Origin of the sequence: Bradyrhizobium sp. TM239 (assembly GCF_036247985.1) — a bacterium.
GTDB lineage: Bacteria > Pseudomonadota > Alphaproteobacteria > Rhizobiales > Xanthobacteraceae > Bradyrhizobium > Bradyrhizobium ottawaense.
In genome coordinates this window covers 170,365-196,666 of record NZ_BTIR01000004.1, presented here as the reverse complement: position 1 = coordinate 196,666, position 26,302 = coordinate 170,365, and the positions used below count along the sequence as shown (strand labels likewise).

General features: G+C 59.6%; 26 protein-coding genes. 14 read left to right on the top strand and 12 right to left on the bottom strand.

Annotated features, from left to right (window positions below; genetic code table 11):
• Positions 1-39 precede the first annotated feature (39 nt).
• Genes AABA84_RS08515 through AABA84_RS08490 form a run of 6 tightly spaced genes read left to right on the top strand, consistent with a single transcriptional unit; the run spans position 40 to position 7,782 of the window.
• Positions 40-1,479: an undecaprenyl-phosphate glucose phosphotransferase gene (locus AABA84_RS08515; protein WP_338311844.1), complete on the top strand. Its 1,440-nt coding sequence runs from the start codon at positions 40-42 to the stop codon at positions 1,477-1,479.
• A gap of 50 nt (positions 1,480-1,529) precedes the next feature.
• Positions 1,530-2,594, top strand: a complete 1,065-nt coding sequence (locus AABA84_RS08510) for a glycosyltransferase family 4 protein (protein WP_338311843.1) — start codon at positions 1,530-1,532, stop codon at positions 2,592-2,594.
• Positions 2,595-2,612: 18 nt separating this feature from the next.
• On the top strand, positions 2,613-3,767 hold the full coding sequence (locus AABA84_RS08505; protein WP_338311842.1) for a glycosyltransferase family 4 protein: 1,155 nt from the start codon (positions 2,613-2,615) through the stop codon (positions 3,765-3,767).
• Positions 3,764-5,131, top strand: coding sequence for an O-antigen polymerase (locus AABA84_RS08500; protein WP_338311841.1), 1,368 nt, complete (start codon positions 3,764-3,766; stop codon positions 5,129-5,131). Before AABA84_RS08505 ends, AABA84_RS08500 begins: the two co-directional genes overlap by 4 nt.
• Before the next feature lie 58 nt (positions 5,132-5,189).
• Positions 5,190-6,530: a glycoside hydrolase family 71 protein gene (locus AABA84_RS08495; protein ID WP_338308221.1), complete on the top strand. Its 1,341-nt coding sequence runs from the start codon at positions 5,190-5,192 to the stop codon at positions 6,528-6,530.
• Positions 6,531-6,552: 22 nt separating this feature from the next.
• Positions 6,553-7,782: a glycosyltransferase family 4 protein gene (locus tag AABA84_RS08490; RefSeq protein ID WP_338311840.1), complete on the top strand. Its 1,230-nt coding sequence runs from the start codon at positions 6,553-6,555 to the stop codon at positions 7,780-7,782.
• A 28-nt stretch (positions 7,783-7,810) separates the two neighbouring features.
• Here the strand turns inward: AABA84_RS08490 and AABA84_RS08485 are convergent, their stop codons facing one another.
• The 9 genes from AABA84_RS08485 to AABA84_RS08445 all read right to left on the bottom strand — a co-directional run bounded on the left by AABA84_RS08485 (position 7,811) and on the right by AABA84_RS08445 (position 17,717).
• Positions 7,811-8,479, bottom strand: coding sequence for a hypothetical protein (locus AABA84_RS08485; protein WP_338308223.1), 669 nt, complete (start codon positions 8,477-8,479; stop codon positions 7,811-7,813).
• 50 nt (positions 8,480-8,529) lie between these two features.
• Positions 8,530-9,735, bottom strand: coding sequence for an oligosaccharide flippase family protein (locus AABA84_RS08480; RefSeq protein WP_338311839.1), 1,206 nt, complete (start codon positions 9,733-9,735; stop codon positions 8,530-8,532).
• A gap of 69 nt (positions 9,736-9,804) precedes the next feature.
• Positions 9,805-10,182 (bottom strand): hypothetical protein, encoded by a 378-nt coding sequence (locus AABA84_RS08475; protein ID WP_338311838.1) that lies wholly within the window; start codon positions 10,180-10,182, stop codon positions 9,805-9,807.
• Positions 10,179-10,946 carry a hypothetical protein gene (locus tag AABA84_RS08470; protein WP_338308226.1) on the bottom strand — a complete coding sequence of 256 codons (768 nt, stop codon included), beginning with the start codon at positions 10,944-10,946 and terminating at the stop codon, positions 10,179-10,181. The genes AABA84_RS08475 and AABA84_RS08470 overlap by 4 nt, the downstream gene beginning before the upstream one ends.
• Before the next feature lie 9 nt (positions 10,947-10,955).
• Positions 10,956-13,208, bottom strand: a complete 2,253-nt coding sequence (locus AABA84_RS08465; RefSeq protein ID WP_338308227.1) for a polysaccharide biosynthesis tyrosine autokinase — start codon at positions 13,206-13,208, stop codon at positions 10,956-10,958.
• A gap of 266 nt (positions 13,209-13,474) precedes the next feature.
• A complete protein-coding gene (locus AABA84_RS08460) occupies positions 13,475-14,092 on the bottom strand; it encodes a hypothetical protein (protein ID WP_338308229.1) in 618 nt (205 codons plus the stop codon).
• A gap of 141 nt (positions 14,093-14,233) precedes the next feature.
• Positions 14,234-15,736, bottom strand: coding sequence for an O-antigen ligase family protein (locus tag AABA84_RS08455; protein ID WP_338311837.1), 1,503 nt, complete (start codon positions 15,734-15,736; stop codon positions 14,234-14,236).
• A 25-nt stretch (positions 15,737-15,761) separates the two neighbouring features.
• The gene (locus AABA84_RS08450) at positions 15,762-16,343 is read right to left on the bottom strand and encodes a hypothetical protein (protein ID WP_338311836.1); all 582 of its coding nucleotides are present in this window, start codon (positions 16,341-16,343) and stop codon (positions 15,762-15,764) included.
• A gap of 171 nt (positions 16,344-16,514) precedes the next feature.
• A complete protein-coding gene (locus AABA84_RS08445) occupies positions 16,515-17,717 on the bottom strand; it encodes a polysaccharide biosynthesis/export family protein (protein ID WP_212251211.1) in 1,203 nt (400 codons plus the stop codon).
• Positions 17,718-18,123: 406 nt separating this feature from the next.
• On the opposite strand from AABA84_RS08445, the gene AABA84_RS08440 reads away from it, so the two are divergent.
• From AABA84_RS08440 to AABA84_RS08430, 3 genes are all read left to right on the top strand, one after another.
• Entirely contained in the window at positions 18,124-18,567 is a 444-nt protein-coding gene (locus AABA84_RS08440; RefSeq protein ID WP_246550765.1) for a hypothetical protein, read from the top strand.
• Between the two features lie 76 nt (positions 18,568-18,643).
• Positions 18,644-18,919: a hypothetical protein gene (locus AABA84_RS08435; protein ID WP_212251208.1), complete on the top strand. Its 276-nt coding sequence runs from the start codon at positions 18,644-18,646 to the stop codon at positions 18,917-18,919.
• A gap of 177 nt (positions 18,920-19,096) precedes the next feature.
• Positions 19,097-20,368 carry a hypothetical protein gene (locus AABA84_RS08430; protein WP_212251206.1) on the top strand — a complete coding sequence of 424 codons (1,272 nt, stop codon included), beginning with the start codon at positions 19,097-19,099 and terminating at the stop codon, positions 20,366-20,368.
• 11 nt (positions 20,369-20,379) lie between these two features.
• On the opposite strand, the gene AABA84_RS08425 is transcribed toward AABA84_RS08430, so the two are convergent.
• On the bottom strand, positions 20,380-21,006 hold the full coding sequence (locus AABA84_RS08425; protein ID WP_212251204.1) for a transglutaminase-like cysteine peptidase: 627 nt from the start codon (positions 21,004-21,006) through the stop codon (positions 20,380-20,382).
• Between the two features lie 193 nt (positions 21,007-21,199).
• Between AABA84_RS08425 and AABA84_RS08420 the strand changes: the two genes are divergently transcribed.
• Together AABA84_RS08420 and AABA84_RS08415 are read left to right on the top strand one after the other, a co-directional pair.
• On the top strand, positions 21,200-21,937 hold the full coding sequence (locus AABA84_RS08420) for a metallophosphoesterase family protein (protein WP_338311835.1): 738 nt from the start codon (positions 21,200-21,202) through the stop codon (positions 21,935-21,937).
• A 61-nt stretch (positions 21,938-21,998) separates the two neighbouring features.
• On the top strand, positions 21,999-22,661 hold the full coding sequence (locus tag AABA84_RS08415) for a hypothetical protein (RefSeq protein WP_212251200.1): 663 nt from the start codon (positions 21,999-22,001) through the stop codon (positions 22,659-22,661).
• 3 nt (positions 22,662-22,664) lie between these two features.
• Here the strand turns inward: AABA84_RS08415 and AABA84_RS08410 are convergent, their stop codons facing one another.
• The gene (locus AABA84_RS08410; protein ID WP_338311834.1) at positions 22,665-23,114 is read right to left on the bottom strand and encodes a hypothetical protein; all 450 of its coding nucleotides are present in this window, start codon (positions 23,112-23,114) and stop codon (positions 22,665-22,667) included.
• A 140-nt stretch (positions 23,115-23,254) separates the two neighbouring features.
• Between AABA84_RS08410 and AABA84_RS08405 the strand changes: the two genes are divergently transcribed.
• On the top strand, positions 23,255-23,647 hold the full coding sequence (locus AABA84_RS08405) for a hypothetical protein (protein ID WP_338311833.1): 393 nt from the start codon (positions 23,255-23,257) through the stop codon (positions 23,645-23,647).
• Positions 23,648-23,937: 290 nt separating this feature from the next.
• Positions 23,938-24,315 (top strand): Ig-like domain-containing protein, encoded by a 378-nt coding sequence (locus AABA84_RS08400; protein WP_212251196.1) that lies wholly within the window; start codon positions 23,938-23,940, stop codon positions 24,313-24,315.
• Between the two features lie 341 nt (positions 24,316-24,656).
• Here the strand turns inward: AABA84_RS08400 and AABA84_RS08395 are convergent, their stop codons facing one another.
• Positions 24,657-24,899 (bottom strand): hypothetical protein, encoded by a 243-nt coding sequence (locus tag AABA84_RS08395; RefSeq protein ID WP_194406424.1) that lies wholly within the window; start codon positions 24,897-24,899, stop codon positions 24,657-24,659.
• Between the two features lie 185 nt (positions 24,900-25,084).
• Between AABA84_RS08395 and AABA84_RS08390 the strand changes: the two genes are divergently transcribed.
• Positions 25,085-26,287, top strand: coding sequence for a hypothetical protein (locus AABA84_RS08390; protein WP_212251194.1), 1,203 nt, complete (start codon positions 25,085-25,087; stop codon positions 26,285-26,287).
• Positions 26,288-26,302 lie beyond the last annotated feature (15 nt).

The window sequence follows — 26,302 nt, the reverse complement described above, 5'->3', positions numbered from 1 at the left end:
CGACCGGTGCCCGTCCCTGATTCTGCGACGGAAATCCGCGTGGTCGAGCCATCCGCGACAGCCGCCACAGGCTTTGCACCGAGCTGGTTGCGACCTGTCGTCGTCGAGCGGCTGATGGCCGTGGTCGATGCGGCGCTGATCGTGGTCAGCGGGATCGGGTGCGCGGTCGGCTATCATATCGCAACCGCAGGCACGCTCGGCAAGGCGGACGTCTATGCGGCGGCGAGCGTCCTGGTCGCAATCAATTTCATCCTTCTGACCATCGTGCAGCACGGCTATCGCCTGAAAGCCATCACCGACTTAGCCCGCACGTTCCGGATGACGCTGACGACGTGGACCGGCCTGTTCGGCGCGTTGCTGGCGATCGCCTTCACGATGAAGGTCAGCGACGAGTTCTCCCGCGGCACCACCATCTCGTTCTATCTGGTCGGCCTCGCCGTTCTGCTCGCCTGGAAGACCGCGGCCGCGCGCTGGACCGCGCATGGCTTGCGCACCGGCGCCTTCGCCAACGGCCGCGCGATCATGATCGCCGAGTTCGGCCTTGCCACCTCGTCCAACGCGGTCGATGACCTCGGGCAGCACGGCTACCGCCTGATGCGGGTCATGGAAATCCCCGCCAAGGAGCTCGCCTCGCCGCTGCTGCTCTCCTCGCAGGCGCCGCGCTTCGAGGAGCTGATCACTTATGCGCGCGAGAACCGGATCGAGCACGTCTTCCTGCTGATGAACTGGAGCCGGCAGCACGCGATCGACAGCATTCTGGATGCGCTGAAGATCCTCCCCGTCCCGGTGCATCTGGTGCCGGACGCCAACACGGCGCGCTTCCTGCGCTATCCGTTGGTCGGCACCGGCAACACCTTCACCGCCGAGCTGCGCCGCGCTCCGCTGACCTTTCGCGAACGTGCGCTGAAGCGGGCGCTGGATCTCGTCGGGGCGAGCTTTGCGCTTCTGGTGTTCGCGCCCGTGATGCTGGTGACCGCGATCCTGATCAAGCTGACCTCGAAGGGCCCGGTGTTCTTCCGTCAGACCCGCCACGGCTTTGGCGGGCGCGCGTTCAAGATCTTCAAGTTCCGCACCATGCGCGTGCTGGAGGACGGCCCGACCATCGTCCAGGCGCAGAAGAACGACCCGCGCGTCACGCCAATCGGCAAATGGCTGCGCAAGACCTCGATCGACGAGCTGCCGCAGCTTCTCAACGTGCTCAAGGGCGACATGTCGCTGGTCGGCCCCCGCCCGCACGCGGCCGCCCACAACACCGAATATGAGCAGATCATCGGCAACTACGCCTTCCGCCACCACGTCAAGCCCGGCATCACCGGCTGGGCCCAGGTTAATGGTTACCGCGGAGAAACCCGCACGCTCGAGCTGATGCAGAAGCGCGTGGAGTATGATCTGTGGTACATCAATAATTGGAGCGTGGCGCTGGACATCAAGATCATCATGCGAACCGCCTTCGGCGTGCTTGATACCTCCGCATACTAGTTCGCATTTCGGGCAACTATCGTCTTATGAACCCTAATCGACGTTTCATCGTGGCGATCGGACAAATTCCACCGCCAACAGACGGGCTCGCCTACATCACGTCGGAATACGTCAAGCTTTTCGCCGAAGATCACGACGTCAAGGTTCTGAATATTTCCCCGAGGGTGTCGAAGCGGGGCCCGGCTTACCACCTGTCAAGGACCGCAATCGTCTTGCGCGCGTCGCTGCATTTGGCGCTGAACGCTTGGCGCGGAAACCGCGCCTGTTACATGCCATGCCAAAGCGATTTTGGACTTGTCTACACGGCGTATCTTTTGGCGGTCGCGCGGTTGTTCGGCTATCCAACCTATCTTCATCACCACAATTTCGGATACATCAATGAGCGGCGCCCGTTGATGGTGGCAACCCTCCGAGCGGGCGGCCCTGAGGTCGTGCACATCTTCCTTTGCGATCACATGCGGACGCGCTTCGGCCAGACCTACTGGAAACCGGAACGCTCCCTGGTGATTTCGAACGCCGCGTTCGTTTCTCCTCAAGCCAGCCTAACCCCTCTCTCGCACAGCGGATCTCTCAGAATAGGACTCCTGAGCAACCTTAATCGCGAAAAAGGGCTCTATCTCTTCCTCGATCTGTTGCGCGCGGCACGCGACCAAGGCTTAAACATACATGGAACGCTAGCCGGTCCGGTGCGCGAGCGCGACGACAGACGCGCTCTCGAGGCCGCGCAGAAAGAGCTCGGCGGTCAATTGCAATATGTCGGCCCGCTCTATGGTGATGAGAAGAACCGATTTTACGAGTCGATCGACGTGTTCGTGTTTCCGACCATTTATGCCAACGAGGCTCAGCCTACGGTGCTCTACGAAGCTCTGGCGGCCGGCAACGTCGTGATCGCATACGAGCGGGGCTGTGTTGCGTCACAAGTCGGAAGCAACGGGATCATCATACCACAAGGCGAGCCTTTTGTGGACGCAGCCCTCGCTTCGGTCCGCAATCTTGGGCTGAACCGGGAGCGCATGGCACCTCGCGCTTCCATAGCCTGTCAAATGACTGATATGCATATTGCGGAAAGAACGAAGGCGCGAGAGGCACTTTCGGCACTTCCTTCAATTTCGTAGTCGCAGAGATTTCATTTCATGAAGATTGCGATCTGGCACAACATCATGTGGTCTCGCTACAAGGCGGTGGTGTTCTCTTCGATCTACCGTCAGGCCCAGGCCGAAAACCTCCCAATCAATTTCTACCAGATCGCAGAGACAGACGCGAACCGCGCAGGACTGTCTCCGATCGATCAAAGCTGGCATCAATATCCCTTTAAGCTGTTGTTCAAAGGCGCGTCCTCAGAGATTCCCGCTCTCAAGTTACTATGGAGAGCAGGTCTGCTCACTTGGAGGGATCCTGCAGACATCGTGGTTCTCGCAGGATACGAGAGACCTGTCGTATGGCTTCAGGCTCTCATTCTGAGTTTCAAGCGACGACCTTTCGCGCTGTTCTGCGATTCCACGCTCTACGATCAACCCCAGACTTTTTGGAAGGGAATAGCAAAGCGCATTATCTTCAACTGGGCGGACGGAATTTTTTGTTACGGTGTGCGCGCGATGGAATATGTGAGTTATTACGGCGTCCCGAGCAACAGGAGCTTCGTTCGATGCCAGGCCGCGGCTCTGCCTAAGGAATACTCGGTAGACAAGGCCCTCGAGCAGCGACTTGAAAAGGCGCGACCCAATCAGCCTCCTCGGTACTTGTATGTTGGACGCCTCTCGCGGGAAAAGTCACTAGACCACCTGCTGCTTGCCTTCAAGCAAGTGCTCGCGACAGCGCCTGGAGCGCAATTGATCCTTGTAGGTAAGGGCCCGTCCGAGAAGGAGCTCAGGGAGCTGGCAGTTGATCTCGGGATTGAGGAGAGTGTTTCATTCGCAGGGCCGAAGTTCGACGCCGAACTCTTTGACGAATATTCAAAGGCAAGCTGCTTCGTTCTCCCGAGTCATAGCGAGCCTTGGGGCCTCGTCATCAACGAAGCTCTAAGTTATGGCTGCCCCACAATCGTCAGCCATCGTTGTGGGTGCGTCCCTGAGCTTGTAGACGAAGGCAAAACTGGTTTCGCATTCACGTGGGGCGGCGTGGATGAGCTTGCGGAGAAGATGAAGCTCGCGCCCACGGCATTCTCCGACGTCGCCCGTACTGCTCGCGCCTGCCTCGCGAGAATTGCGCCCTTCACACCAAACGCTGCGGCGAAGAGCATTGTCGACGGCTGTCGAACCATCATGAATATTCGAGATGCAGCAAAATGATCGCCGTCTTGCTATTCTTTGAATTCGCCATATGGATGGCGTGCCTGCTTCACTGTCAGGCTAGGCGCCAGCTCAGCGTCTTACAACCCGTCACGATCTTGCTAGCCTATCACTTCCTTTTTCATCTCATGAAACCGGCGCTGTGGTATTTTTTCGACCACAATCACGCCTTCGAGTATATGAAGTTCTATCCGAACGAGGAAGAGGCGACAAATTCGATCCTCATCTCTATCGTAGGGTTGCTCACGAGCTATCTCGGCTACACCTTTTTCTTTAGCTTTAGCAATGCATCGATACAACGGCGCCTTGCTCCCGCGATCAATGGCGCGCGCGTTCCATCAACCGCACGCATCCTGATTCTTCTCACGCTAACTGTCTCGTTCATTGCTTTTGTTCAACGCGTACGCGGCTATCTTGGATCAGATGAAGGCTTTCAACTCGTCCAAGACGCGCGGACGGGGAATTTTGGCTTTAGCCAAGGCAGCGGCTGGTGGTTTGAGCTATCCTCAGCCTACGTATTTTGCGCGCTGTATCTCTGGATGGCGTCCAGATTTTCTAGAAGTTGGACGATCGCCGTCTGCGTTCTTGGTTCTTTCTGGTTGACGCTGGGATCTTCCAGATTTGTCTTCGTATACGCGGTGATAACCGGGTCGATCCTATTCGTATTGCGATCAGGATTTAACATCAGGAAGTTCCTGCTGCTGCTGCCATTTGCAGTCATGTTGATCATTGCCTTCGTTGTCCTGGGGCAGAATCGTGCCGCGATACGAGAGATGGTCTTCGACACAAGCAGCACGACCAGGCCAACGGATGAGTGGAAGAGAGTGTCGCCTCTCGACACCCTCGATATGTCTACATTCGAGGTACAGACAGCGGCGATTAGCATTGTGCCCAGGCTAACGGACTCATACACCTACTTCACTGAACACGTCCGACTATTGACCGAACCAATCCCCCGCGCGCTCTGGCCCAGCAAGCCATTTGGTGATCCGATAAAGACCATCGAGATCAACCGCTTTGCAAATATGGTCACCCTCTCAACAGGATGGTATGGGCAAGGTTGGTTGAGCTTTGGATTGGTTGGAGTGGTAGCCACCTGCCTGATCTATGTAATGCTTTCATCGTTCATTCTAAGGACCCTGCTGCTGAATATTGGTCCGAATGCCGCATTTGCTTACACGGTCTTGATACCGCTTCATCTCCAATGGATGCGCGATGGCGTGCTGGTCTCCGTCACAAAATTCACACTGTTCCTCACTTTGCCCGCCATTATCTCAGCGGTCGTCGGACGCCAGTCATCGCGCTCGAAATCGCGAACCGCCTTGGCCAGGCACGCTTCGGACAGCTCTCGCCATCCCGTCTAGATTGCCCGCCCCACCTCGGCCGACACCAAGGCGCTGGCGCGGCGCGATCTACTTCGAGATGCTTCTGTTGCTCCAGCTTTCCTGGATTCTTGCGGCGGTCCCAAGCTACGCCATGGAACGCGCCCCGAAGTTGGTCTTCGCGCACTATATGGCCTGCTGCCCATTCGCCGGCCACGAAGCCTCCATCGATGCATTGAGACACGAGATGGACGTGGCTACTCGTGCTGGCATCGACGGGTTTGCGGTCAACGTCGGCGCTTGGCTAAAAGAGCCGTATTACCAGGACATTTCCTCTCGCCTGTTCCGTGCTGCACAACAAAGCACGTTCAAACTCTTTTTTTCCGCCGATGCTTCTACCGGCCTCTCCGCGTCTGAAGTAGTCGATATGGTTACTCGATTTTCGAGCGATCCAGCTTACCTCAGACACGCAGGCCGGCCAGTTCTATCGACTTACGGTGGTACCTTGGCGTGGTACCAGGACATTTTGAGGGGCCTGCGGGACCAGGGACTTGCCGTCTTTTTCGTACCGAACTCGCACCGCCCTGCTGGCGGAACGAACATTCCGGGAATCCTTGTTGAGACGCCCGATCGCGCAACGCTAGATGCAATTTTGGCAGATCTAACCTTCAGCGATGGATTATTCTATTTCGGTGCCGCGGGAAAATATCCATCGCTCGCTCAGTCGAGCCGGCTCGGAGCCGAACTGTCCCAGGCACGATCCAAACTATACATGGCCCCAGTTACCCCCTATTACCGAGGTCTTAAGCAGAACTTCAGGGTATTCGAAGCGGATGGTTTCCTCGGGATGGCAGAGCAATGGAAAGCGGCCATCGAATCCGGATCAGATTGGGTTGAGATAGTCACCTGGAATGACTGGGGTGAGGCCAGCTACGTACGGCCCTTCGAGGGACAACTCACAGTTCCGCTTTGGAATAACCATTGGGGCTTACTCACGGCTCACGACGCATACTTAAGCCTGAGCGGGTACTACATCAAATGGTTCAAGGACGGTGAGCCCCCACGGATAACGCAAGATAAAATCCACGTATTCTATCGCCCACAGTCGTCCAGCAAATGTGGATATGTATTAAGCCTCTGCCCGAGGGGCTCCTCAGAACTACGAGACGATCTTCATATTGTTGCTGAGGCGAGTCGGCCATTTGAGATCGAGGTAATGATGGGCGCCGAACGCCGATCCTTCAGTGCTGGAAGTGGCCTGCATTTTTATCGTGTCAAACTACAATCGGGCCCGATCTCCATCACGATAAACTCCGCAAATGCAAAGGTGCGATGGGACGCACCAATTGAATATGCGAGCAGGGACAGCGAAGTAACGGTATTCAACTATCTAGCAACTTCAATCAGGTTCGACTCGGATCCTCCGCTTCGCACACCCTGAACATCTCAGTCGAGAAGAAACAGTGACGGACAACAACTCTACTTTAAGCCGTGGATATATTGTTAATTTTCTGCGCGACCGAGATTCCTATGTGATCCCTCGGGCCTTATCGTCTCAGGGACTCCTAGTTAAGCTCGTTACAGATATTTACTTCAGTAAGGGATCGAACTGGCGTCAACGGACTTTCCCTCACCTTGCTGATCATTGCAGTTCGGAAATACACCCGGATCTAGTCGAAGAAAGCCTACTCGCGGCCGCAGTTCAATTTATCGGCGGACGCAAGCTGAGCAAAATAATTGACACTCACTTTCTGGCTGACCGAATCTTAGCTTGGAAAACCGCCTCGACTTGGAAGCGACAGCCTACAGATCTCCTATTGTATTCAGGATACGCGAGATCCGCATTTCGAGCAGCCGCCGGATCGAGTTCCCGCCGCCTTCTGTTTTTGTACCACCCGCATTACAAGATCATCTCTGATCTGCTTCGTGAAGACGCAATTCTATTTCCAGAGTCAGCAAAGGCGCTAAAGTCGGATCGCGAAGTTACGACCTGGTGGCGATGGAATCATGCGGACGAGGAGGTTGAGCTCGCCGACGGCGTGATAACCGCGAGCAGCTTCTCTCAACGTAGTCTAGAGTACGCTGGGTTCGCGAAGCCAAGTGCCATTGTTCCATATTTCTCTCAACTGAAAGCCAATGCGTTCAGTCTGTCAGAAAAAATGGGCGAGAACTGCCGCTTTCTGTTCGTTGGTCAGGGCGTCATTCGAAAGGGGCTTCATCACCTATTCCGCGCGTGGCGCGAAGCAAAATTGCACAAGGCGACGCTAACTTGCGTATGTGGTCACCTTGATCCAAGCATTGCCGATCTGATCCCCTCGGACGTGATCATGAAGAAGCATTTGAGTCGAGCCGAGTTGCAGAAGGAATATGCTCGTTCGCATGTCTTCGTTATGCCATCAATCATTGAGGGCTTTGGCTTAGTTTACAATGAAGCGAGGAGCTACGGAAACTATATCGTCTACACTCCGAACACGGGCGCCCCTGATATGGGAATAGATAACAAGAGTGGACAGATGGTGCCAGTAGGAAACATCTCCGAACTGGCGAGCGCTCTGGCAAGTACGAACGAGCGCTTTCACTTCAATCAGATCGATTTTGAACACATTGCGCAGGCGAATCGTGACAGCCAGTGGAGTCAGTACGTCACTTCGCTGATCGAAGCCTGCAACACTTTGAAGGAAAGGTCGCGCTGATGCCAAGTGGCTAATCTTGATAGGCGAGCTAGCTTGGAATCCGTACAAGCGCGCCTTGCGCCGGGTTCAAGAGTCCGGGGGGAATTCCTCGAAAGAATTCAACCTGAGCGTTTCGCTCTGAGGCTAACCGAAGCAGTTCCGAACGCGCTTGATACGCATCTGACCCCGAATCGTTTCCGGGCCGGTCAGCATTGTCGAGGTAAAGGTAGCCACCCGGCTTCAGATAGCGAAATGCCCAAACAATGCAATCACGTCGTCGCTCGGCATCAACGATGACGAAGTCTGGCGCCTCATCAAGCTCAAGATCATTGGGATTATAGGATGCAACGCTAAAAATCTCCATCTCGACGTTGTTCAGTCCCCGCGCTTGAAGCTGATTCGAGATTTTACTAGCCCAATCGTTGTTCGCCTCGACTGTTACCACTCGCCGAACGCGTGGAGCAAGCCAAAGAGTTGACATTCCCGATCCGAATTCAACCACCATCCAATTCGGGCGTAGGATATCAGCAATTTTTCGTTTTGCTTGTTCTGGCCACCACGGCTTTTCCGGGTAAACGTCGAACAACCTTGCCAGACGTTCCTTCAGCCTAACAGGAATAAGAGGGAGGTCCGAAAGGGGCAGCAGCTCACCTTGCTCGTCTCGCAAGCGAGATTTTCGGTTTGGCTCGGCACCCAAAATCTTGCTGAAAATGCTCATTCGTCGATCCTTTCTATCGCCATCAGCCGGGGTGTGCCCTTCGACTCGGCTTACCTTGCTGTTCGAAATTGCCGGTAGGCTAGAAACATAACATAGGCGACGCCCGCTTGTGAGAAGACAAATGCACAGGCAGCTCCCCATGCACCTACAAGATGGACTGCCAAAAATATCGTCGCAATCGTAACCGGCACTGCATAAACATCAATTTTGCTCGTGATCCAAGGTTGACGGATCGCAAGTGCATGAGCCGAGATCAATGCTTTCATCGAGGCAAAGACCATCCCAACGACTAGTACCGGGGCTAGCTCTCCCGCCATAGCGAATTTGCCACCAAAGATCGCGACGACAAGCCAATCACTCGCCAAAAAGCTAACCGCGATAGCAGCAATCCCTCCTCCCAGCACGAGAAATGCCGCCTGACGCTCGATGAGAGCGTGATGGCCAGAGTTCACCAAAGCGCCAATTCGTGGAAAGTAGAGTTGAATGACTGTTTGCGAATAGGCGTTGAAAATCTGAGCGACAGAGACTGCTACGACGTATTGAGCAAGAATTTCCGGTGCAAGGAGCGTTCCGACTATGAGGCGGTCGGCGTTATCTCTGATGAGATCGGACAGTCGGCTTCCGAAGCTTTGCATTCCAACCTGGAACACCTCTTTCATATCAAGCCAGCGAGGTTTCGCGAGAAACGAGGAAACCGAAATCTGGCAAACGCCCACTGCAACGGCAATAATATGAGCAAAGATGACTGAGAATGCGAAGGCCGAAATCGATGCGCCTTCGATCACGAGGAGACAGACCAACGTAAGCGGCTGTGATATTTGAACTAGAACTCGCTGGATATTCCAGGCCCGCGTCAGTCCGCGGCCAGCAAACCAAGCAACTAAGCAAAGGGTTAAGTAGTTGAGGACTGGATATGCCATGAATACAGCATAGGCAAGATACTGATCATGATTGGAGATCATTGCTATCATTGGATAGACAAACAGCCAAGCCAACGCGCCTGCCGCTCCATAAAGCACTGAAGCTACAATGTACGTAGAATGCCGAAACCCCGCTCTATTTGCAGAGGCTACATAGGCAATTGCCTCACCTATTCCAAACGAAAACAGTGTGGCGACGACAGTCGATAGGGTGACTTGGTACGCGAATATTCCCCTGTCATTGGGTCCAAGCAGACGTGCGGCCGCGACACCAAACCCTAAATTCGCTGCTTGAACCAACGCGGTGGTTAGCAACGAATATACGAGCCTAGTCACTTCTTGCGGTCTCCCCCGGCCAAAACATCGTCACCAACCCGGCCCGAACGGGAGATTGATTGTCCAGACCTACTTCTGATTAAGAGTGTAGCGAAACAAGCTCACTCCTCGCATGGTCCCCAAAATTGTGTCGACCCGCTTGTAGGCCTGGACGTCGAATTGCTTGCAGCTATCCGAATTGTAGTAGCAGAGTTTGACCTTAATCGTCCGCGAGCAATTGTTCTTAAGGCTAACAACGTGATCGAGCATTTCTCGATTAACTGTCTGGGGACGGGCTGCAGCCTCCACATCTAAGCAATTTTTCCCCGTTGCATCTTTCACGACGCTGCCTCCCTGCTCCGCAGGGCCTTGCAGCGTGAAATTGCTCGCGGCTCTGTTGAACTGGGCATACGCCGCGCAGTTACTCGAAAGCAAAAGAACTAAACCAAGACCAAGAACGTGTTTCATTGGCGCCACGGCCTTTCATCGATACCTATGTCAGGTACAGTTATCGGTATGCCATCGCGTGCCAATCGTCTGGCAAGGGCTTCGCGTTCGATGAGATCGACTCTCCGAAGACTATCCATCAGTTGCGCCCGATAAGCCCATCCCGCACCTGTCACACTCGCCGCCGCAGCATCAATAAAGCCGCTGTCGACGAGGTGAGCGAACTCCGAAAGTACGCAATCTTGCATTTTATCATCCAGCATCGGAAAGGCTGCCAAGGCCATTCGATTGCGACCCAAGGCAATCCAGCTCTCTAGCGGACCCGTCCCATAGGATTGACGCAAGAGGCGGATATTGACGTTGTCGACTCCACTATGAAGCATCCCGCTGAAATACAGACGCAGCCACAAATACGAGTCCATCGGATTCAGCCCCAGAGCCGCTCGGACTCCCGCTCTCGACGCGTCGAACTCGTGTTCGGTCTGACGAGTGCTATCGATATCAAAGGGGCTCAGACCCATTAACGCCTTAGCACGTTCAAGCGAAGCATTGTGGACAGCCAAACTTTGCCATGCCTCAAGTTCGGCACTGACACTGACCAGCACGCTTCTCTTGAAGCGCTCGTTGGCCAAGATTCGCACCGTCATCTCGCGTGCTGGCGCAACAACCCAGAACGACTGGATCGCTACGGATGACCACAGCACGCAAATAAGACCGAACGTCAGCTGAAGAGTTCGAGCGAAGCATTTAGCCTTGCGAAGCGACGGCCTTCGTTCCTCGTTCATCCTTCAAGGTCATTCCACATAACCATAGCGAGCATAATACTTCTGATAGTAATAGCGCCCGTGGTAGGACTCGTAGCGGGCTAGCAGCTTCGTGTCGGCCTTATTCAGCACCACGCCGAGAAGCTTGTCTTGGATCTCGGGCGCCCCTCGTAGATTGTGACGCACGACATCGATCTTGGTCTTGCCCCACTCCACCACAAAAACGAAGGAATCGATGAATGGTGAGGTGACGCGCACGTCCACTACGGGCGCCATGGGTGGCATGTCGATAACGACGTAATCATATTTTGATCGCAACAGAGTGACGAGATCGCGCATAGGCTTGGACGCTAACACTTCATTGGTATGCAGTAGCTTGGAGGTGGTGCCCGCAGACAGGAGCGCAAGCCCAGTTTGCGGATCGATACTAATGACGTCTTCCAATTGGGCCTTGTGCGCCACGACGTCGACAAGGCCGACTTTCGCCTCAGGTAGCAGCGCTCGGGACAAGGAGGGGTTGCGCAGGTCGGCGTCAACCAGGATCACCCGCGCGCCGCCATGAGCAATGAGCTGAGCGAGGTTGGTCGAGAGCGTGCTCTTCCCCTCGTTGGGCAAGGTCGAGGTCACCGCCAGTACTCGGTTTTCGCGTACGATGGAATTGAGGTCGACTGCCACTTTGAGCGAGCGCACTGCCTCGGCGAAACGCGACAGCGGATTGTCGACGACATAACGCAGCAGATCCGGTTCTGGGTTGCTCTTCTTGCGGGCGAGCTTGCCGGAAAGCGCTCCAACCGCCGGAGAGCCGAGCGCCGGCAGAATTGCGACGCAATTAGCGCCCAGTTGCTCCTCAACCTGCGAGGTGGTGCGAAACACTTTGTCAGAGAGCTCGCGCGCCATGGCGGCGCCAAAGCTCAGCATCAAACCACCTAACAGTGCGGCCCCGAGGATGACCAGCGACTTCGGCGCGCTCTTGATAAGCGGCGTGGTCGCCGCACTAATGACACGTGCCTCGGTGATCGGGAACGATTGCTGCTGCACGCTCTCCATGTAGCGCTGGAGGAAATTGTCATACATCGCCTGGTAGCTCTGCGCGGTGCTTTCGAGCTCGCGGAGCTGGATCTGCGCCTGGTTGGTGAGCTGCGATTCCGAGACGGCGTTGGCTAGGCTGGACTTGATCGCCTCCTCGCGGGTCTGGGCGATGTCGTAGTCGCTCTTGTAGGATTCCTGGATGCGCTTGAGCTCGTCGATGATGTTCTTCTTGATCTCGGCCATCTGCCGGCGGAGATTGACCGCTGCGAGGTGATCCGCGCCATACTTGGCCGACCAGATCGATTCCTTCGAGGCCATGTCGACATATTGGCCGCGCAGCTTGACGATGGTGTCGTTCTTCAGCGCGTCCGCGACGCTGGCATCCGGAATCTCCTGCTTGAGGATGTCGTTGATGCGGTCCATCCGCGCCTTGGCTTCGGCGGTCCCCGCATGCGCCATCACCAGCTGGCTGTTGACCTCAGCGAGCTGCTGCTCGTTCATCAGCCGGCCGCCGCTGTCGACGATGTTGTTGGCGATCTTGAAATCCACCACCGCCTTCTGCGCAGCGGAGGCCTGGGTGCGAAGCTCCTTGATGCGGTCCTGCAGCCAGACGCTGGCGCGGCGCGTGGCCTGATACTTCGCCTCGAGCTGATCGACGATGTAGGCATCCGCAATGGCGTTGGCGATGCGCGCGGCCTTCTGCGGATCGCGCGAGGTGAAGCCGATCTCCATCACATAGGTGAGGCCGAGACGCTTGACGGTGCGGTTGCTCGCGAAGACACCAAGCGCTTTACGCGTCAGCTCGAATTCGGACGGGGCACGGCTGGAGGAGAACAGGCCAGTGACCGAGCCCATGATGGCGCCGAGCAGGCCGCCGCCGCTGCCGCTGAACTCAGGGTCTTCGGTGAGGTGCAGATCACGGATCACGGCGAGGCTGATGTTCTCGGATTTCAGGATCTCGACCTGGGTTTCCACCGTCGCGGAATCGATCGCGATATCGCCGAGCACCGACTGCTGCTGGAACAGCTGCACCTTGCGGGTGTCGATCACCATCGACGCCGTGGAGGTGAACAGCGGCGCGGCGGTGAAGAGATAGAGCAGCGCCAGGATCACGCAGGCCGAGACGATCGCGATGATGGTCGGGAACTGGCGCCTGACAATGTCGAGATAGGAGGTCAGGGTCTGCGACGGGGAGCCGTCGGCCTCGGCGAAATCACGGTTGATCTCCGAGGTCGGCTTGTTCACCTGCAACATCTAGCAATTCCTGAAAATGGATCGATGTGTGTTCTTGGGATTAATGTTCGCCAACAGCCCAGCTGCGTCCGGGGCAAATCTGATGCCAAAGCCCGCGCTGGGCGAACCACTAGCACAATCCTGCCTGCAATTGAACGCGGTCGATGCAGTGCACAGCGCGTCTTACGCGACATTTTGCAGGAAGCTTAACGGCGCAAAAGCAAAGCGGCGCCCGCGGGCGCCGCTGCCGTGAAGTGTCATGGATCGGCCGAGAGGGCCGGTTCCGGTCAGCGCGGGCTGACGCTGTTCGTGGTGCCGCCGACGCCGCCGCTACCCGTGCCGGTGCCGTTGTTGGCCGTGGTGTTGTTGCCGAAGGTGGTGCCGCCGCCGCCATTGCCGCCGGTGGCAAAACCACTGGTGCCGGTCGGGCCACCTGCACCGGTGCCACCGCCGCCCGCGCCGCCGCCGGTCGCGGCGATCTGGACGTCGCCGGTCGCGGCCTGGTAGGCGGCGATCACGTCGGCGTTGCCGGTGTTGGCGATCGCGGCCTGGATCTCATTGGCGAAAGCCTGGTCGGACTGTGCGGCCATGCGGGCGACCTGAGCGAGGCCGCCGACGATCGCGCGCATCTGGTCCTTGGTGGTCGCGGGATCCTTCAACAGCGCGATCAGGCCGGGAAGCGTGGTCGGATCGGAGGCGCCGAGGTCGCGCACGCGCGAGATCAGCTGCGGGCCGCCGGTCGGATATTGCTGCAGCAGGCTATTGGGCGAAGCCTTGAAGTCGGAAATGACGGTGGCCGGCAGTTGGCGCTGCGGCGGGTAGACGGCGGCGCTGGCGGCCGACGAGATCGTCGCGGCGAGGGCCGCGGCGGCAGCCATGCGAAGCGCAATCTTGATAACGCTCATAAATCAACCTCCAAAAAATCAGCTGCCCCGATGTGCTTCCTCGGCCCGGGCAAATGGCTGTGCAGTGCAGGAACCTAACCGAAGAGAAAACAGCTGTCCACTTATTCTAAAGACTTCGTAAACGACGCAACTGCTTCAAATCTAGACACTTTTATGAAGCTGAGGCACCCGGCTCGCGGCTGCGTCAGCGGTTGTCGGATGGCCGTCGCCTCGCCGCCTGGTGGCACCCGCCTCCGCCATCGGGCGGCCCTCCTTGCTGCGGAAGGACTGCGCCAGGCCGGCGCCGAAAAGCGCAAAGAATGGAATGCTGTAGCCGGGCACCTGCAGCGTGAAGTCGAGGCACGAATGCAGCAGCGACAGCGTCGCGGTCGCCACCGCCGCCAGCGGGATGATGGCATCGCGCCGCCGCCCGAACACGCCCCTCGCCAGAACCAGCAGCATGATGGCCCAGCCGAGCGCCACCAGCAGCGCCATGGGAATGCCCACCTCGGAGGCAAGCTCCAGCGGCGTCGAATGCGCGGCGTCCCAAACCCCGCGAATCGAGATGTTGGGGCTGCGGTACGGCGGAAAGGCCCATTGGAAGGTGCCCATGCCGGTGCCGAACCAGGAATTGTCGCCGATGATCCGCAGCGTCGATCTCCAGGCCTCGATGCGGCCTTCGTCGACCAGGCCCTGGCTGTCGAAGCGGCTGGAGACGCGGCCGCCGAGCAGCTGCAAGAGGCCGAGCGCGACGGCGAGACCAGAGCCCAGCGAGATCCAGATGCCGGTGCGCGGCGGCAGATCCTTCCTGAGGAAGAGCGTGAACGAGACGATCATCGCGAGCAGCGACAGGCCGACGCCGGCACGCGAGGTCGTCATGAACATCGCCATCAGGCAGATCAGCAGACAGCCGAGCTGCGGCAGGATTTCTTTTGGGGGGATCGCGCGCACATCGAGCGACAGACGTCGCCACTCAATGTGCCGCTCAGGAAGCCGGCGGCGGACATCCTCCAGGATCAGCAGCATCCAGATCACCGCGCAGGAGCCGAAATAGGCGGCCGCCGTGTTGCGGTTGATGAACGTGCCGGTGACGCTGCCGAGATAAGCCGTCTTGTCCCGCCACAGGATCATGGTGGGCTCGATCAGGAACGAGAGCACGCCGTAGAGGGCGTATGCCGCACCCGAGATCGCGATCACCCACAGCATACGGCGTGCGCGGTCGCGATCGGCGCCGACGGTCATGCCGAGGACGACCGCGAGGATGTTGGCGAGCGGCGCGCCGAGCGCAAAGAACGCCTCGTTTTTCACGATGGAAGCCGAAGGAGCGATCGGCACGCCCAGCAGCTCCGCGGCCTGCTTCCAGATCGGCTGGAATGGCGCGATCCAGGGATGGTCGGAGAGCTGTTCGTGCAGCACGAATGCGTAGGCCACAACGATCACCCCGATGCCGGCGAGCAGCCACAGATGCGGCCGGCGCAGATCGCGCGTCGGCGCGAAGATCACCGCCACCCCGAGACACAGGCACCAGAACGCGATCGAAAGATCATTGGTCGAGCCGAACGGAAACGGCGCGCCGGCCACCACAAGGAACAGGATGAAGGTCGCGGGCAGGCTCCATGACCAACGAATCCTGAACCAGCTCATATTGGGAGGCCAAAGGCGCATCGTCGTTCTTGCGAGCTGCTTGAGCTTAGAGGAAGCAATCGATCGGATAGATTTTCAGATCCACGTTGAGGCGGCTGTTCCGGGTCTGCGCCCGGAATGCCAAGAATACTCCAAAGCTATCACTGCCCGGATCGAGTTTTATTCCAGGGGTTAATTCGTCAGGCGGGACCAGGACTCCGATGTGCCGGTTGATGGCCGAAATCTCGATCCGCCCCTCCCCCTCGCCGAAATGCCCGCCGAGCTGCGTCACCGTGACTTTGGGCAGGCCGCGGCGCTGATGGCAGACATCCTCCTCCCACAGCTTGGTCTGTTGGACCAGCGGTTTGCCCGGACCATCGGGAATGGTGATATCGGGGAAAGACGGGCGCAGCATCCCGAAGAACTTGCTCTCCTTGGAGTTCGCCGACAGCCGGACCGTCAATGACAGCTCGCCCTTGGCTCCCTTGAGGCGCGAGAGGATTGGAGCATCAGGCTCAGTGGAGACCACCACGTCAATCCGATGGCGAACGCCTAGCTCTGCAGCAGCGCCGAGAGCCTGCCCGAGCGGTGCAAACCCGAGGGCGACGGGGACGAGAGCCAGAAGACGGCAAAGTGTTCGAAAGCGCATGAAGCCCCTTGCAACATCGCGGGGTGACCGATGACCGGCGCGCCGTGCTCAGTGGCGCCTTGATTCAATTCCCGAACTCGTAGCCACAGCAGAACCGCTTCGATCGCACAACGAAAATGGCACCGGGACCAAGCCCCGGTGCCATCGGTTTCGGTGGACCAAGTTGGCGTCTTACGGCGCCAGCTTGATGTTGTTGCGGAAGATCAGGGCATCGTTGGAGAGGTTCACGGCATCGCCGCCGGTCGCCATGATCACCCGCATGTAGTTCAGGAACTTGGCAACTTCGACGTTGCGCGAGTTCGAGACATAGATCACGTCGCCATTCTTCATCATGACCTTGGTGGCGAGGAAGAAGCCGCCGGGATCGCGGAAGTTCACGTTGAAGATGACCGGGATCGTCTCGGAGGTGTACTTGCTGACGTCGATGCCGAGCTGGGCAGCGACATCGCGCGGCTCGCGGCGATACATGTACACGGCAGCCGGATCGGCCTGGCCATCGAGAAGACCGCCCGCCTTGCCCACGGCTTCGCCGAGGTTGATGCGCCATGCATCGAAGTTGAACTCGCCGCTCTGGCCGCTGGCGCCGAACGCCAGGAACTTCTGCTGCTCGCGATAGACGTAGATGCTGTCGTCGGGGCGAACATAGACGTTGTTCTCGGGCGCCATCACGAGATTTTCGAACGGCACGGTGGCCCGCTTGCCGCCACGCTCCAGCATGACCCAGGTCTCGAAGCCCTGGCCCTTGATGCCGCCGGCTCGGGTGATCGCGTCGAGCACCTTGTCCTTCGCGCCTGCCGCGCTCGCGGGATAACGCGCCGGCGAATTGACTTCGCCGAGCACACTGATGAGCTGGGTGCGCTGCGAGGACATCGAAACCACCGCCTGCGGCTCGATGGCGCGGTTGCCGATCTTCTCGATGATCGAGCGCTGGATTTCCACGGCCGTGCGGCCCGCAGCCTTGATCTGGCCGGCATAGGGCACGGTGATGAAGCCATCATTGTCGACCGACTGATCCGGGATCGTCACATAGTTACCGGGACGGACGCCGGCTTCCGCCGGGATGAACAGACCGCCTGCCGCAGCTTCGAAGATGGTGACGCTGACGACGTCGCCGATGCCGAATACGATGCTGGCGGGCGGACGGCGATCGGTGAACACGCCGGCGAGCCCCTTGGGCTCGTGGGTGTGCAGGATCTTCACAGTCGCCGGATTGAGCGGCACCAGCTCGTAGGCCGGAGCGTTTTCAGTCTGAATCTTGTTGTTAACGTCGTCCGTCAGCGGACCCGAGCCGGGATTGGTCGAGCACGCTCCGAGCGCCAAAGCGGCCATCAGAAACGCTGGTTTGAATAAATAAGACTTGGCAAAGGAATGCATGAATCGCGCCCCAGGAGACCCCAATTAGCCCTGATTGGTACGGCCTAGGGGGTGGTGCGACAAGGGTTCCCGGTGGTTAACGGAGCGATCGGTCGGCTACTGTTGCGTGCGGGTCACTCTTTGGGGCTTGGTTTAACCCTTTGTGACCATTTGTTGTATTTCGTGTGCCCGGTCGGCGAGCAAACCGCCCAACTCAAGGGCTCCGTGTGTCGAGCGCGAGGCTTCTTGACCTCTCTCCGCTCTGCTAAGTCTGGGCCGTCAAGGATAGGAACTCCCATTGTCTGGCCTCCTTCTTGTCCCGCTGTTGGCAGGCTCCCTCCTTGGCGCCGCTGATCGCCCATGGGGCTCTGCTACCTCATGCGCTGGCAGCGCGCGGTCCTCGTGCCAGGGCGCACCCGCCGTTGAGGTGGCCGCCCCCACCCCCTCCTCCGTCTGGAAGTTCAGCCGCACCCAGGGAGGCAAGGACGGCGAAAGCTTCGCGGCCATCACGAAGACCGCGGATACCGCCCAATCCGACCCGGACTTTGCCGGCCTCATCGTTCGCTGTGCGCCAAAGGGCAAGATGGACGTGCTGGTGGCCTTGATCCGGCCCTTTCCGCCGCGGAGCCATCCCAAGGTCACCATCGCCGCGAGCAGCGGCGGCACCCTGACCTTTGACGCCAGCATGGTGGCCGCAGGCGCCGCGGTGCTGCTGCCCGACGAGGTCTCGGCCTTTGCCGCCGGCAAGTGGCAGACAACGGCCTCGCTGTCAGTGGTGGTCAGGGAAAGCGACAGCGAGATCAAGGGCGTGGTGGCCCTGAACGGCTTGCGGGAGGCCTATCATTCGCTGCTGGCAAATTGCAGCCAATAGGCCAAATTTAGCCATACAGCTTAAGGGTCTTTTTAGGGAGGGGAACCTAGGGTCCGAAGCACGGAGAGTGTTTCGGATGACCGCGCTTTTGATTTTCAGCTTTTTGGTGGGTGCAGTGCTGGGCCAACGCTTTCGCGTCCTGGTGTTGCTTCCGTTGACCTTCGTCATGGTGCTCGCGGCCATCCCGGTCGGCTTGATGCTCGATCTCACCGTGCTCGATAGCCTGAAAGGCGTGGCACTCGCGGCCATCGCCCTCCAGGGCGGCTATCTCTTCGGCTCGGCCGCGCGCTTTGGCCTTGCCGCCGCACGCGCCGCCCGCGTCTTCGGCCGTCCGATCAAGGCCACCCGCTGATCGCGCCGATCAACGCTGCGACGAGCCCGCGCGCAAATGGCCCAAAGTTCAAGGATCTGGGTTCAAGGATCTGGGTTCAAGGTTTAAGCGTTGGACCGAGGCAGGCCTCTGTTTGAAAACCACCCGCTCGCTTGTATGGTGACCTGACCGTTTCAGGATTCCCTTCGAGCGCGCCGTTTGTCCCTCGCTTATTTTGCCCTCATCGTTTCCATCGTCTCCGCTTCCACTCTCGAAATCGCCGGCGCCAAGTTCGGTGCACAGCTCGGGACGATGGCCGCCGCGCTAAGCCTGCTGGCAGCCACCGCGAGCGCGCGAAAAGCCGATTACGACCACTATGTCCGCGCGACCTCCTGGGGCCGCTGGATCCCGATCGCGATTCCGCTGTTCATCGCGGCTCAACTCGCCCCGCTTCCACTGAGCTTTGCCCATCCGATCTGGGCCAGCACGCGCGATGCCATAGGCGGCCTGCCGTTCGGACCGATCACGGCCGACATCGGCTTGACCGTAAGCACGCTGCTGCTGGCGCTTGCAGCGATCTCGTTGCTCGGCGTCACCATCCTGGTGGTCCGCAACCGCAGCCGTGCCGAGCTGGTTCTCTTTGTGCTGGGCGGAGTAACCGCGATCTCCGCCTTGATGTTGGACCTGCATCGGCTCTCGCCGGCACTTGCTGGAGCCGCGCCCTCGGACTTCACGACCACTTTGGCCGGCTTCGGCCTCATGCTCAACCTGGCGGTGATGCAGCTTGCTGCCGAACGGGCCGAGACGCATCACTCGGTCCTTCGCTCGGTGGCGATCGGCCTTGGCGGGCTCGTGGGCGCGCTGGCAAGCGCGCTTGCGGTGTTCGGCCTGTCAGGCACGAACAGCGCGATCGCAGCAGGCTTTGGCATTGTGCTGATCCTGCTGATCCTCGTCATTCGCAGGCTCGACCTATCGCCATTGGCAGCGAGCGCCTTGTCGGCCGCCGCCCTGATCGGAGCGGCGATCGTCCTGTCCTTCCTGTTCGAGAAGGGCTCCGGACCGGTCCTGCTGCGGCTCGTCCCGGATATGGGGGCTGAAACGCGGGCCGCGCTGGAGCGCATGTTGTCCGATACGCGCTGGTTCGGCGCAGGCGCCGGGACCTTTGCTGCGGTGGGCCGGATCTATCAGAGCGATGCCGGAGCCGCTTTGGCGGCGCCGTCGACGGCCGCAGCCGTCTTTGCCGGCATGGGATGGATTGGCCTGGCCGCCACGCTGGCGGTGAGCTCGATCGCGCTGGCGCGCCTGTTCTTCGGCGCCTTGCAGCGCGGACGCGACTCGTTCTTCCCAGCGGCCGCCGCGGCCTGTGTCTTGTTTGCGCTGGTTCAGAGCTTCGCCGGGCCCGGGCTGCTGCGCCCGGCAGCAATTCTGTGTCTTACAGTGATCGTCGGACTGGGGCTGTCGCAGAGCGTCAGCCAATCCGGATCACGATAGAGCGCGGGTGATCAGACCGCGCGATCGCCGAGGGAGGCCCAGTAATTCGGGTTCTTGGGCGACTGAATGCGGACCCAGCGATAGGGCTTCTTCGACCAGGGCATGATGTGGCCGGAGAGATTGTCCAGCACGAGATCGCCGGCGAAGGTGCGCACCACGACCACGAGATGATGCTCGCCCCAGGTGGTCACGACCTCGCTGAGCAGCACCGAGCGCGCCGGAAAGCCCTTGGCAATCAGCTCGTGGCGTTTTGTCACAGCGTAATCGTTGCAGTCGCCGCTGGTCGGATGCAGCAGCCACTTCTCGCCGCGCAGCCCTTCCAGATTGGCCTCGGGGCGGATGGCGGTATTGACCTGCTGGTTGACCTCTTGCATTTGCACCAGCCGCTCCGCCGTAAGCTTCAGGCGTCCGCCCCTGAACACGATGTGCTGCGGCCGCGGCTTGCACTCGTCCTTGTACTTCAGGCAAAACAGCGTGAACGCCATCGGCGCCAGCGTCGGCTGATCGAACTTGATGTACTGGATGGCGCCGCGCAGCCCCAAGGGCGCACCGACGAACGCGGCTTCAGCACGCTGCTGCACCCCTGCAGCAACGACGATGGCGGCCACGGCCGCCAGGAACTTTACAACTTTGCGCATGTCGCGCTCCCCGTTCTTGTTGGGGAGACGCTACGCGAGACGTCTTGAAATACGGCTCAAAGGCCGCGCGATCCTTTAATCAAAATGCGGGCGCGTTGGTCGGAAACAATTAAGAATACCGATGTGTGACTTGTTCTGCTAAGAGCGGACAAGACGTTCCGCTCGTGACGCTGGAAGCGATTCGACCGACCTGATGGGCCTCTCCTCACGCTTTCGAAAGAAGACCAAGCCTCGGCTTCCCGACGGCGTCCGCGTCTATGCCATCGGCGACGTGCACGGCCGCGCCGATCTGCTTCAATCGCTGTTAACCGTCATCGACGTCGATCTGGCCCGCTCCGCTCCCGAGCGGGCCATCCAGGTCTTTCTCGGCGACTATGTCGACCGCGGCCCGGACTCGCGCGCCGTGCTTGATCTTTTGATCGAGCGCTCGAAATCGCACGAGACGGTCTGTCTGAAGGGCAACCACGAGATCTTCCTGCTCGAGGTCCTCAAGGACCCCGCCCGCCTGCAGGAGTGGCGCCACTATGGCGGCCTCCTGACGCTGGTCTCCTACGGCATCACGCCGACGATGAATCCGTCAACGGAGCAACAGATCGAATTGATCGAAGGATTGAAGCGCGCGTTGCCGCCCGAGCACCTGGCCTTCCTCCAGCAATTGCCCTCGTCCTTTACCTGCGGCGACTTCTTCTTCGTGCATGCCGGCGTCAAGCCTGGCGTCCCGCTCGAGCGCCAGAGAGATGAGGATCTGCTCTGGATCCGCGAGGAATTCCTCGCGTCCGAGGAGCGCTTCGGCAAATATATCGTCCACGGCCATACGCCGGTCAGCGTGCCCGATATTCGTCCGAACCGCATCAACATCGACACCGGCGCCTATGCGACCGGAAACTTGACGCTGCTGACGATCCAAGGTGATAGTCTGATGGCGATTTAAGGGCCCTGCTCTCGTTTCAATCCCGTGCTCGCTTCGCCCTCACAGGCCTCGTCGATTTCCAATGAACCGCATGTTCCTGCTTCGCGTCATCGGCATCTGCAGCGCCATCGTGCTGGCGCTACATGCCGGCATGGAATTCTACGGCGATCTCATCCGACCGAACTTTCGCGCGAGCGACCTGTTCTCGGGCGAGATTCCGCCCGAGAAGGCCAAGCTGGCGGCCGGCGGTGTCTTGGCATCGGTTTCGCTGGATGGGGACCTGCTCGCGAATTACGCGGCCGCAATGGCCGCTGACGTTCTTCACCGCCCTTCGTCCGATGCCGGCGGACGGGCCAGCGAAAACAAGGCGGCCCAGGCCGCCGTGGTCGCGGCCTTGAAGGTCTCACCGATCAGGCCTGCGCTCTGGCTCACGCTCGGCACGCTACAGGCCCAGGCCGGCGAAGCGGCGACGCCCGCGGTGAAGATGTCCTACTTGACCGGATCGGTGCCGATCGACGTCGCCTTCGCTCGCGTCCGGACCGTGACCTCGAGCGCGGCTGCGACGGACGAGGAGATCAAGCTGCTGGCGCAATCCGACATCCGCTCCGCGCTCGCCAACCGCTCGCGTTACGAGCCGTTGCTGATTGCGGCCTACGTGCAGGCAACTCCGCAAGGCAAGGCGCTGCTGCTCGACACCACGAAAGTGACCGATCCCAAATTCAACGAGATCCTGCGGCGGTACTGAACTTCAGCGCACCGATTTCGGATTGACCGGCACAAAGTCCTGTTCGCGGCGCGGTTGGTCGGATCGCCCCTGATAGACGAACATGCCCTTCTTGGTCGTGACGATGTCGCCCCGCTGCAGGCTGTCGTCGCGGAGAAGGCGTTCGGTCGCGACAAGGTCCGGATCTTCCGGAATTGGCTTATAGAGTTCGGGATGCTCCCGCCGCTCGCGCGAGACTTCCTTGGCTCGGCGCCGTGCGTCCTCGATCCGCTGCCGCCATTCGTCGCGCGTCACTTCCGGCTCGCTTGGTGGAAGATAGTCGTTGAGCGAGGGCTCCGGCTCGGTCTGAGCGAGACACAAAGACGGACTTGCGAGGCCAAGGCCGAGCGCGCCGACAACGGTCATGACCGCACGAGCCAGCGCCCCAAACCGCCTTCCGCAGGCGAGCGAATGGTTACTTCGGGCGGTGCGCACGCGGGTCACTCCAAGTCCAGGGCATGAGGACCATCGTTAGCCGCACCAGCCTCATCTCAGGTTCAGACTATACCTTTGCGGATTGCAAGAAAGCCAATTCGCGGGCAGAGTTTCCACTTTAGCTCCGAGGATTTCAGCACGTGGTTCGCAGCATTGCCCCCTTGGCTCTGGTCATCTGCTTCGCAACGCAATCGGCGACGGCCGGCCAGATCGAATACCCGCAAGTCATCCATACGCAATATGAGGCGGTCGATCAGAAGGCCGGCGGTCACTTCGTCCTGTGGTCCGAGCGGGAGAAGATCTTCTACGGCCTCGACCAGAAGCTCTTTCCCGGCGCCCGTTACGTCGATATCACCCAGGTCACCCCGAGCGTAGGCTCGATCACGTTGACTTACGTTGAGGTCCGCACGGTTGGCAGTACCACCTCGGACTATCTGTACCTGGCCGGAAATGTGCGCTTCCGCGTCAGCGGAATGACACTCAAGGCCAGCAATTTCCCTGCCGGCGGCGGGATGTCACCGAACGGGCAATAATCGGACAGCTGGCTTGGCGCCGTCGGGAGCCCTTCCTCAAAAATTGAAAAACAACCCCATGCACAGTAGCCGGCATCAGCGGAATCAACGACTTACGCCTTTTCCGAAACTCGAATTGACGCGTCGGGCAAAACAGGCGCAGGATGGCATGGTGCCGAGAAAGTCAGACGGATGATTTGGTGGACCTGAGATCGGCGTCATAGGATCGACTCGAGGGCCGCAGATCTGCCCTAAGGCCTCGTTAGATCATTGCAGCTAGCTTTCGACCTCCCCTCGTGGAGTTGCCGAGAATGCGTGCAAGGCCGGTATTGCTGTCAGGTGTTGCCGTCGCGGTTTCCGCCATGTCCTGCCTCGCGGCGCAGGCGAGCCCACTCTGCATCAAGGAACGGACGCCGTTCGCGTTGTCGCACGACACGGTGAAATGGACGATGTCGATCGCGCCTGGGACGGCTTGTATCCAGGGACTGCGTTGGTCCTATATGCAGATCTTCAATGTATCGGTCGTGAGCGGACCCACACGGGGACAATTGGCGGTGGTCGGGTCCGGCTTCCGCTATTCGGCGGACAACGGAATACGCGGCACCGACAAGTTCACGCTGCTGATCTCTGGCACGAACCGGCGCGAGCCGGGGACGTCGACCCTGGAGGTCGAAGTCAACCCGCAATAGCTGCCCTCGACATTGCGGGGCCTCTGCACGCCTAGCGACGGCTCGACCCGCTGCCCCGGGTTCTGCTCCCGTAGTAAGGGCGCGCGCGTCCGCCGCCGGTCGTCACGGGGGGCTCGATCCGGCTCGGGATATTACGCGTCGCGTTGGGGGGCGCGGACTGCGACGGATTGACAATGATCACGTTGCGGTTGGGCGTCGAAGGATCGTTGACGCCCTGGGCCCAGGCAGCGGCGGGCATAAGCAACGCAATGGCGATCAGAACTGGTCGTTTCATACGATATCTCCCGAGCATGAACGTCAGGGAGGCGATCACCGTTCCTTCACGGTTCGTTGGGTGAACCTTAGCGGGGGACGGCAACCAGCTTGCCATCGCGCCAGACGCCTTGGGCCGACTTTCCGGCCGGAAGCCCCGTCACATGCCGGACCGCGGTCGGCCGGGACGCCGCTTGGGTGGTTTGCGCCTTCTTCGTCGGCGTCGTGATGATGCTGGAACTCGTGGTGTTGGCCTGATCCTTGATCCCTTGCGCAACGGCAGGCGAAGCCAGGAAGGTCAAAACCGAGAGGACTGTCAGAACGCCGCGCATGGTCGAACACCGGAAAGAGGGGCTTGGCGAAATGTCACAGGTTTCCCCCTAAAAGCAAGCACCTTCAAAGGACCGAGAGGGGACGTCTGCAGACCCGGTCATCAGCGGGAGAGCTCCTCGATCGCGAGGTCTCACGCGGAAAAACCTAGCGAAATAGCCCTATCCGGGCTACTTGATCGGCCTTGATGACCGACTCCGGTGAAACTGCGGCCAACGCTCCCTCGACGCAACAGATCAAAGCCGGGTTTATCCGTCTCCTGTCGAGCCGAATCCGCGCCGTGTCTGACGATCCCCAGCAGATACGGGAGATCGTCTATGAGCTGGCGCGCGTCAAGCTTCTGGAGCAATTCACCCACGCCGACGCGCGGGAATCTCGCGAGCTTCAGCAAGTCCTCGAACGTGCCATCAAGGAGGTCGAGCGCACCTTCGAGCGTAGCGCCGCGTCCGAGCCGCACAAAATTGTCGCGGCAACCGCCGCTCCGGTCCCTACCCCCACTCCCCCGCCCATTCCGATGTCGTCACCCGTTTCGGCTTCGCCGCCTACTGCGAAGGACGCGGAAGCACTGCGCCGTCCCGTGGCTTCGCCGCGATCGCCGGATCAACTCAAACGGAGCGGCGCCTTCACCTTTCTGGTTCGACTGGCCGGCATTCTCGTGCTCATGGCCGGCGCCAGCACCGCGGTGATCTATTGGCCGCGTTTGAGGACACAGGTGTCCGAACTGTCACAATTGGCACTGCCATCCGAGCGCGCGCCGAGCAACGCCGAGCCCCGGCCGACCGCAGCCCCGCCGGAGAGCGTGACTATTGAACGAGCGCCCGACAGCGCAAAGGAGCCGGCGCCACCTGCACACCCCTCCATGCCTTTGCCGACGACCTTCGGCGTCTACGCGCTGAACGAGGGGCAACTGCAGGAATTGAAACCCGTCCCCGGAAAGATTCCGGACCGCCGCGTTGCGATCTCGGCGGCCATCAACACGCCGAGTGCAACGACCCTGACAAGCGGCGATGTCAGCTTCATCGTGTTCAGACCGGACGGAAGCATCGAGGCAAGCGTGACCGAAGTTCGAGTCGTCGCAAAGGTGTCCCGGTCGATGGGCATCGATGCCTCCGGCAAGGCCGCCATGGTCAACGCGGGCGATTCCTGGGTCATTCGCAGCATGTCCTTCCCCTACAAGGTAGGGCCGGTCGAGGATCAGCCGAGGATGCTGCTGCTGCAACCGGAGCAGGACGGCTTCACGCTTTCGCCGGGCCGCTACGTCGTCGTCGTCAAGGGCATGGGCTACGATTTCACCGTGGCCGGGACCGTCACCGATCCCAACCAATGCGTCGAACGCATCAATGCGGCGAACGGCGCGTTCTATTCTCCCTGCCCGCCGCCGCGGCGTTAGCCGAGCTTCGATTTT